This is a genomic window from Frankia sp. CcMO1 (genome assembly GCF_977945845.1).
The window spans coordinates 1785-9191 of the sequence record NZ_CDWTMG010000211.1 but is presented as its reverse complement, the minus strand read 5'-3'; the positions used below and the strand labels follow the sequence as shown (position 1 = coordinate 9191).

The 7407-nt window shown below is 71.9% G+C and carries 6 protein-coding genes; 3 read left to right on the top strand and 3 right to left on the bottom strand.

The features are described 5' to 3' along the window. Positions 1–490, bottom strand: a 490-nt coding sequence (locus tag AC08OU_RS19505) for an aldo/keto reductase (protein WP_476605486.1), incomplete at its 3' end; no start/stop codon positions are given. Between the two features lie 180 nt (positions 491–670). Here AC08OU_RS19505 and AC08OU_RS19500 point away from each other — a divergent pair. Both AC08OU_RS19500 and AC08OU_RS19495 read left to right on the top strand, forming a co-directional pair. Beyond that, positions 671–949, top strand: a complete 279-nt coding sequence (locus AC08OU_RS19500) for a type II toxin-antitoxin system TacA family antitoxin (protein WP_462188512.1) — start codon at positions 671–673, stop codon at positions 947–949. 108 nt (positions 950–1057) lie between these two features. Next, positions 1058–1549 (top strand): GNAT family N-acetyltransferase, encoded by a 492-nt coding sequence (locus AC08OU_RS19495; RefSeq protein WP_476605485.1) that lies wholly within the window; start codon positions 1058–1060, stop codon positions 1547–1549. Positions 1550–1610: 61 nt separating this feature from the next. On the opposite strand, the gene AC08OU_RS19490 is transcribed toward AC08OU_RS19495, so the two are convergent. Together AC08OU_RS19490 and AC08OU_RS19485 are read right to left on the bottom strand one after the other, a co-directional pair. Beyond that, positions 1611–3416 carry a hypothetical protein gene (locus tag AC08OU_RS19490; protein WP_476605484.1) on the bottom strand — a complete coding sequence of 602 codons (1806 nt, stop codon included), beginning with the start codon at positions 3414–3416 and terminating at the stop codon, positions 1611–1613. Positions 3417–3471: 55 nt separating this feature from the next. After that, positions 3472–4899 (bottom strand): lipopolysaccharide biosynthesis protein, encoded by a 1428-nt coding sequence (locus AC08OU_RS19485; protein ID WP_476601881.1) that lies wholly within the window; start codon positions 4897–4899, stop codon positions 3472–3474. Positions 4900–5078: 179 nt separating this feature from the next. On the opposite strand from AC08OU_RS19485, the gene AC08OU_RS19480 reads away from it, so the two are divergent. Beyond that, positions 5079–6887 (top strand): glycosyltransferase family 4 protein, encoded by a 1809-nt coding sequence (locus AC08OU_RS19480; RefSeq protein ID WP_476605487.1) that lies wholly within the window; start codon positions 5079–5081, stop codon positions 6885–6887. Positions 6888–7407: the final 520 nt, after the last annotated feature.

Below are 7407 nucleotides of genomic sequence, written 5' to 3'. Positions count from 1 at the left end.
GGTTCACGTCCGGCGCGACACCGGTCTGGGCCAGCAGCCGGTCGAGGTGGGTCGTCTTGAAGTTCGACACCCCGATCGCGCGTACCTGGCCGTCCTTCAGCAGCTCGACGAGCCCCTTCCAGGCCTCGACGTACCGATCCCGCCACGGGTTCGGCCAGTGGATGAGGAGCAGATCGAGGTAGTCCAGCCCCATCCGGCGGGTGCTCTCCACCGCGGCCCTGCGCACGCCGCGGACGCTGTGTGAGCGTTTGTTGAACTTCGTGGTGACGAACAGCTCCTCGCGGGGCACGCTGACGGCGCGTAGCCCGGCGCCGACCCCCTTCTCGTTGCCGTAGTTGTGCGCGGTGTCGATCAACCGGTAGCCCAGCCCGAGCGCCTGTTCCACCACCCCCTGGACCTCCCGGTCGTTCAGCGGCCAGGTTCCGAGCCCGAGCCTGGGCATCCGGGCACCGTGCGCGAGCGGGACGGTGGGGACAGGCGAAAGCGCCACGGGCGTAGGACCTCTCTGGTGCGAAGATCTGGTACGAAGAGATGCCGGGCGGCCGACCGGATCCGCGCTCCGGCCGGCCTCCGGGCATCCGGGCGACCCGGCCGCGATGGATGTGGTACCCACGTCGGCGAGCGAGACCCGGGGAAACGGGTCCGAAGACCCGGAGGGCAGACTGCCAGTATGAGCACCGCCAGGGACGACAGACTCGCGGTACGGCTACCCCAGGACGAAGCCGAGATCATCCGCTCGGCCGCGGAGGGTGAGGGCCTGTCCCTTGAGGACTTCGCCGTCGAGGCCATGAAGCGATACGCGCGAGAGGTTCTCGCCGACCGCCGCCTGTTCCGCGTCCCGGATGCCGACTGGAGCAAGCTCGAGGCGCTGCTCGACACGCCGCCGCCGGACTCCCCCCGGCTGCGCCGGCTCCTCGACGAGGAACCGGGCTCGGAGCAGCCGGAGTAGCCGGAGCACCCCGCCACCTCTGCCCGCCTCCCGGTCGGCCGACCAGCCGGCCAGTCGACCGGCGGTCCCGACGCGGTCCGACGCGGTCCCAAGAAAGGATCCTACGCAGTGCCCCTCGCCAAGCCCGCGGCCCTGTCCGAGGGCCCGGACCGGCTCACCTTCAACAGCGGTGACGACCTGCTCGACGGCTGGCTGCGCCACCACGCCCTCGAACACCAGCAGGACCGGACGACGAACACGTTCGTGATCGTCGATGGTACCCGGATCGCCGGCTACTACTGCCTGGCCACCGCCGCCCTGGAACGGATCCCCGGTTCACGCCGGTGGTCGCGCCGGTCCACCGAACCCGTTCCGGCGATGTTCGTGGGGCGGCTCGCGGTCGATGTCCGCTACCAGGGCCGCGGGGTCGGCGCCCAACTCGTGCGGGACGCCGTGATGCGGTCACTGACCGTCCATCGCATGGTCGGAGTGCCGCTCCTGCTCGCCCACGCGATACGGCAACCCGGCCGGGCATTCTACCGCCATCTCGGCTTCCTCGGCACCCACGTCGACCCCTACCTGCTCGCGCTGCCGCTACACGGCGCCGCCGGCGGGGGCTGAGCGCCGCCGGCCCCCGCAGGCCCCCGCCGAGCGCCGCTGGCCCCCGCCGGCCGCCCGTCACCTACTCGTCGCCGAGCAGCACATCCAGGTTGACGCGCAGCAACCACTGATCGAGCTTGAACGGGGGGTACGGCCGGGGCAGGCCGTCGAGCACCAGCTGGTTCACCGGGAGCCACAGGCTGCGCCGGCGGGCGTCGACCGCGCCGCGGCGCACCCCGACATACCGGGTCGCGGGGCCCCGCAGCCTGCTCAGCCCCACGTCGATCGGCCGGTCGGTGCGGAAGGTCATCCGCGTGCCGCGCCCCGCCGGCCGCACGACCTGCACCAGGCCGTCGAGCCCGGCGAGCAGCACCGCGCCGGTGGCTGGATCGACGGTGATGCTGCGCACCAGCCCACCCCGGTCGGTGCCCGCGATCAGGTAGTCGGGGCGGTTGGCGATGCCCCAGGTGTCGACCGGCCAGTTGCCCGTGGCGGGGGCCCGGGTCACCAGGCCGCGTTTCCCATCGATCTTCGGGTAGACGGCGAGGGTCTCCGCCCGCAGCCCGTCGGCCTTGGTGCGGGCCACGTACAAGGTGCCGTCCGTGCCGAACACGGCCGACTCCATCCGGGAGCCGTCCTGAACGGCGCGCACCGCCGTGCTCTTCGGGCTGATGGTGCCCCGCGACGCCGAGTAGGAGAACTCCTGCACGGGGAAGGGCTGGGCCCGGAAGTCCAGCCCGCGCACGTCACTGATCAGCACGAACCGTTCGTCATCAGGTTCGCTGGTGGGATCGGCGACGACCTCCCGCGGGTTCACGACCAGCTCGAGGCCCAGCGGGCGGGCCTGCGGGTACTGCCAGTGCGCCCGCACCCGGCCGGCGAGGTCGACAACGAGCAGGGCGCCGTTGTCGGTGCCGCCGACCCCGGTCCCCAGGTACTGGGCGATGACCAGGTGCCCGCTGCGGGGCAGCCGGGCGATCGAGGACGGCCCGCGCGGTGAGCGCGGCTCCAGCGGCGCGAGCACCGGGAAGGCCAGCGCCGCCACGTACGGCGGGGCGGCGCTGGCGAGCTGAGCCGCTGTCCTGGATGCCGTCCGGTCGTAGGCCCACCGTCCGCCCAGGGAGTCCCGCCGGAGCTGACCGATGCTCGGCAACTCGCCGTCGACGGAGGTGTTCCAGCCGAAGAAGGGCATCAGCGAGACGAAGACCACCCGCTCGGTGCCGTCCGGGCCGGGCACGACGATCACGTCCGAGATGTCCCCGCCGCCTACACCATGGTAGTTCGGGTCGGCCCGGGGCAGGCTCGTCCGGCCCTTCGTTGAGGGGATCACCAGGCGGGTGAACCGTTCGGTGACCGGCTCGAAGATCTCGATCTCCATGCCCGTACCGGTCAGCTTCGCCTGGTCGTCGGTGAACGGAGTCGTCGCGAGGAAGACGGTACCGTCCGCGGCGACCGCGGACAGGAAGGCGGCCTGACCGGGGCCGAAGCCCCAGCCCGGCACCTCGGCGATCTCGATGGCCGACTGGTCGTCGAGGTTTCCGAAGGTGCCGGGTGCGCCATAGATGGTCAGCAGGTTCCTGGGCAGGCCCGCCACCGCCCCGGCCGGCATCGACGGGCCCACGGTGACCCCGCCGACCGGTGCCGAGGGTCGGCTCAGCGGCAGGTCACCGGAGGAGGTCGGACCCGAGGACGAGGAGAGCAGGCGCGCGGCGACGAGGGCGCCGGCGGACGTCGCGCCGAGGCCCACGGCCGTCGCGAGCAGGCGGCGGCGGGTGACGGCGAGCGGCGAGCGCACCGACCCCGACGACCCCGACGACCCGGGAGAACCGGGAGAACCGGGAGAACCGGGCTCACCGCCGTCCGCGTTCGGACGGGTCTGGGCTGGCATCAGCGGTGGCCTCTCCGCGCGGGGTGGGCTGGGACTCGTCGGGCAGAGGAACTCCTCACACCCGGGCCGGGACCCCCTCGCCGGGCTGGGGGTCGGGTAGTCCCACGCCCCCCGCCGGCCGCCGGTGCGTCTCGGCGGCCCGCGCCGCCCGGCGGTCGGTGTGATGCAGCTGGACCACGAGCAGGCCGACCGCGAGCGCGGTCACCGACTCGGCGGCGAGCGCGGCGGTGGCCGTGGCCATCGATCCGCCGCCGGCCGAGACGAGCGCCCCAGCCGTCGCCACGGTGGCGACGGCGAGCACGCCGACGACCCGGCGCACCCCGGCGCCGAGCAGGTACGTGGTGAACATCAGGGTGACGGCCAGCAGGGTCATGCTCAGCGCGAGCACCGACAGCGCGGAGGCGGCGTCGGTGAGATGCGCCCCGAAGACGAGTCCGATCAACCACTTGGCCGCGAACAGACCGAGCCCGGCGAGGAAGAGCCCGGGAGCGACGACGAAGACCAGCGCCACGACCAACGTGCCCCCGGCGGGGCGTCCCTCCTTGCGCCGTCGTGCCGCCTCGGGCAGCAGGAAGTTCGCGACCGCCAGCCCGATGAAGACCGGTACCTTGCAGGCCGTCGAGATCGCCGCGTAGCCGCCGACCCCGGAGGACCCCAGCCAGCCGACGATGACGACGTCCATATTCTGCAGCAGGGCGAGGGGGATCAGCGCGCCGAGGGCGACGGTGGTGTCGGCGATGACGCTGTGCCGGGCGCTGGCGCGCGGCGCCGGGATCGGCAGCGGAATCGGCCCGGTGGCCGGCGGTGTGCCGTCGTCAGGCAGCACGGTCGCCCCGCGCTGGGACACGGGCGGACGCGGCAGCCGCGGGGTGCGCGTGACGGCCCACCGGGCGTGCTCGGCGCCGACGACGACGCCGAGCACGATGCCCAGGCCCGCGCCGTTCACCCCGAGCCCGCCCAGCACGAGCACAATCACCAGGCCGATCCGGACGAAGCCCTCGACCACAAAGTTGACGGCGAGGCGCGGATAGGCCCCCCGGGCCTGCAGCAGGCCGCGTTCGACGCACAGCAGCGTCCACAGCGCGGCACCGATGGTCGCCTCGGCGATCGCGAGCGGATGCGGATAAGACATCAGCGCGGCCACCGGCCGGCACAGCACCACCGCGACGATCGCGGAGATCACGATGCCGACGCCGCAGGCGCCCCGCAGCCGCCGGATCCAGGACCACTGCTCGCGCCGGGTGCCCCCCGGCCCAGACGTCTCGTGCTGCACCACGGCGATCAGCAGCGCGTTACCCGCGACCGAGAGAATCAGGAAGATGCTGACCTGCACCGACACGGCGCCGTAGGAGTCCGGGTCCAGCGACCGGGCGACGATCAGGTTCATCAGCAGGTTGCACCCGTTGACGAGCATGCCGGCGACGGCCAGCGCTGCCGGACCGGCCAGCAGGCCCGTCACAGCCTCACGCGAGGGCTTCGCCATCAGTCTCCCCACCGGGAACGGGACACGTCGAATCACCCACAGCGAAACACCGACCATGGTAAATGGCCGACGATTTTCCGACATCGGTAGGTTGCAGGCGAACGTTGCAGACGAACATGGTAAGCCCTGGCGAGCGGAACGAAACGGAAGGAATGCCACCGGTGACGGGAAGCCTCAGCGTGACACCCCCGGAAGGGTCGATACACCGCGGAGGGTCCCGGGAGCGCCGGTACCTGCCCACCCTCGCCGGCCGGCACGTGGTGTTCCTCAACTGGCGGGACCGGGAGCATCCGCAGGCCGGCGGGGCGGAGCTGTTCTGCCAGTCGATCGCCGAACGGTTCGCCGCGGCCGGCGCCCGGGTCACCCTGCTGACCTCGCGGGCCACGGACGGTGAACGCCCGGGTCCGCCCGTCGCCGAGTCCGTCGGCGGCGTCGAGGTGCGCCGCGGGGGCGGCACCTTCGGCGTCTATCCGTCGGTGCTCGCCCGGCTGGCCAGCCTGGGGCGGGCCGGGCACCGCGTCGACGCCGTCGTCGACTGCCAGAACGGGATCCCGTTCTTCAGCCCCCTGGTGCTGCCGGCGAGCACCCCCGTCGTGCAGGTGCTCCACCACGTTCATCAGAAACAGTTCCCGTTGTACTTCCCCGGGCCGGTCGCCCGGGTCGGGCAGCTGCTGGAGGCGCCGGGCAGCCGGTGGGTCTACCGGCGCCGACCGGTGGTGGTCGTCTCCCCCTCGACCCGCGCCGAGGCCCGTGACATCCTCGGCCTGCCCGGCCCGCGCTTCCTGGTCCCCAACGGGGTGACCACCTCGGCCGCCGGGGCTAGCTCGGCCGCCGGGGCCACCGCGTTCACGGGCCCGGCTGGCGGCGGGCCCGCAGGCTCGGATGGCGGCCCCGCGACGGCACCCACCATCGTGTGCGTCGGCCGGCTCGTGCCGCACAAGCGGCTCGACCTGCTCCTCGACGCGCTGCCCGCGCTGGTCGGGGCGCATCCCGGGCTCACCGTCCACATCATCGGCGACGGCCCGGACCGCGAACGCCTGACCGCCCGCGCGGTCGCCCTCGGGCTGACCACCCCAGATACGGTGACCACCACCGACCCGGGGGCCGCTCCGGGCTCGAGAGGCACGACCGACCGGGACGGTGACGCCGTGCGCTGGCACGGCTACACCGATGCCGCCACCCGCGACCGGCTGCTTTCCTCGGCCTGGCTGACGGTCAACCCCTCGCATGGTGAGGGCTGGGGGCTGTCGGTGCTGGAGGCCGCCCTCGGGGTGCCCGCGGTGGCGTTCCGGGTCCCGGGGCTGCGCGACGCGGTCCGGGACGGGACGACGGGATGGCTGGTCGACGAGGGCGAGCCGCTGGAGAAGACCCTCGACGCGGCGCTATGGCTACTGGCCGAGCTGCGCGCGGCGGCCCGCGCCTGGGCGGCTGGGTTCACCTGGGACGCCAGCGCCGAGCTGCTGGCCCGGGTGGTCACCGCCGAGATCGACCGGCTGGCCGGACCGGCGGCGAAGCGGGCCGAAGCAGGGGAACAAGGCCGCGCGCCGCAGCGGGGTCGGGGACCGGATCGGGGCCTGGAGCGCCGGTGCCGGGACGATGATCTCACGCACGCCCGCTTCACCCTGCCGGTCGGCGCCCCCCGCCCGGCGTTGCGCCGCACGGACCTGGTGTACCGGCCGGATCCGACCGGCCCGGAGATGATCGCGGTCCTCTACGGTGCCGGCCCCGCCGCCGCGCGCACCGCCCTGACCCGGGCCGGAGTCGGGGTCGGCGCGCTCGCCGACCTGCGACTACGCCCGGCGACCGGCGAGGACCTGCTGTTCGCGGCCAGCCGTGACCTGGCGGCATCTCCCCCGGATCCGGGTCCCGACCCGATCCCGACCGACAACCGGGACGATCAGGCGAAGGCCGGAGCGCGACGAGCAGCCTCGAACATGCTTTCCACGGAGCTAGAAGGAGCAGCAGGACGGCCCCTGTCTCACGGATGAGACACTGATATCCATCATGCCCTCCCACAGGATTTCCGAACGTTTACCTTACGGCATATTTTCTGGAGGGATGGCGACCGAAGGGTAACACGAATTGATCACATGGATATATAGCTCAGCTTGGTGCAGCAAACGGCTCAACCATCCTCGTGCAGCATCCTCCTCAGCAAGAACCTGAAAGCGCCACCCAAAAGGGCTGCGAAAACGACTACCCAGATGCCTGGGATTCCAGCAAAAGCCGCTATCACAATCAATGCGGCGATCAAACTGTATCCGATGACCGTGACCGGCATGTACCAGCCGGGGTGCCGACTGTTTCCGATGATCACTAGCGACCTCCTACCGCCATATTCCAAATGTCCAACCGCAGTAGACCGTGTATCCAAAAATCGGCCAGACATAGGGGACGTAAGAAGTCCGGGAAGCAAAGATATTTCCATCCGACCCAAGCGCACCTTCGCCCGTCAGAGGTCGAGTTTGTTGTAGGGGTCCTGGTTGGCGTAGTCGTAGGGGTTGGGGG

Excerpts from the sequence above, each read along its gene's own strand:
- AC08OU_RS19500 (WP_462188512.1), top strand. The coding sequence starts at position 671 with ATGAGCACCGCCAGGGACGACAGACTCGCGGTACGGCTACCCCAGGAC.
- AC08OU_RS19490 (WP_476605484.1), bottom strand. The coding sequence starts at position 3,416 with ATGCCAGCCCAGACCCGTCCGAACGCGGACGGCGGTGAGCCCGGTTCT.
- AC08OU_RS19485 (WP_476601881.1), bottom strand. The coding sequence starts at position 4,899 with ATGGCGAAGCCCTCGCGTGAGGCTGTGACGGGCCTGCTGGCCGGTCCG.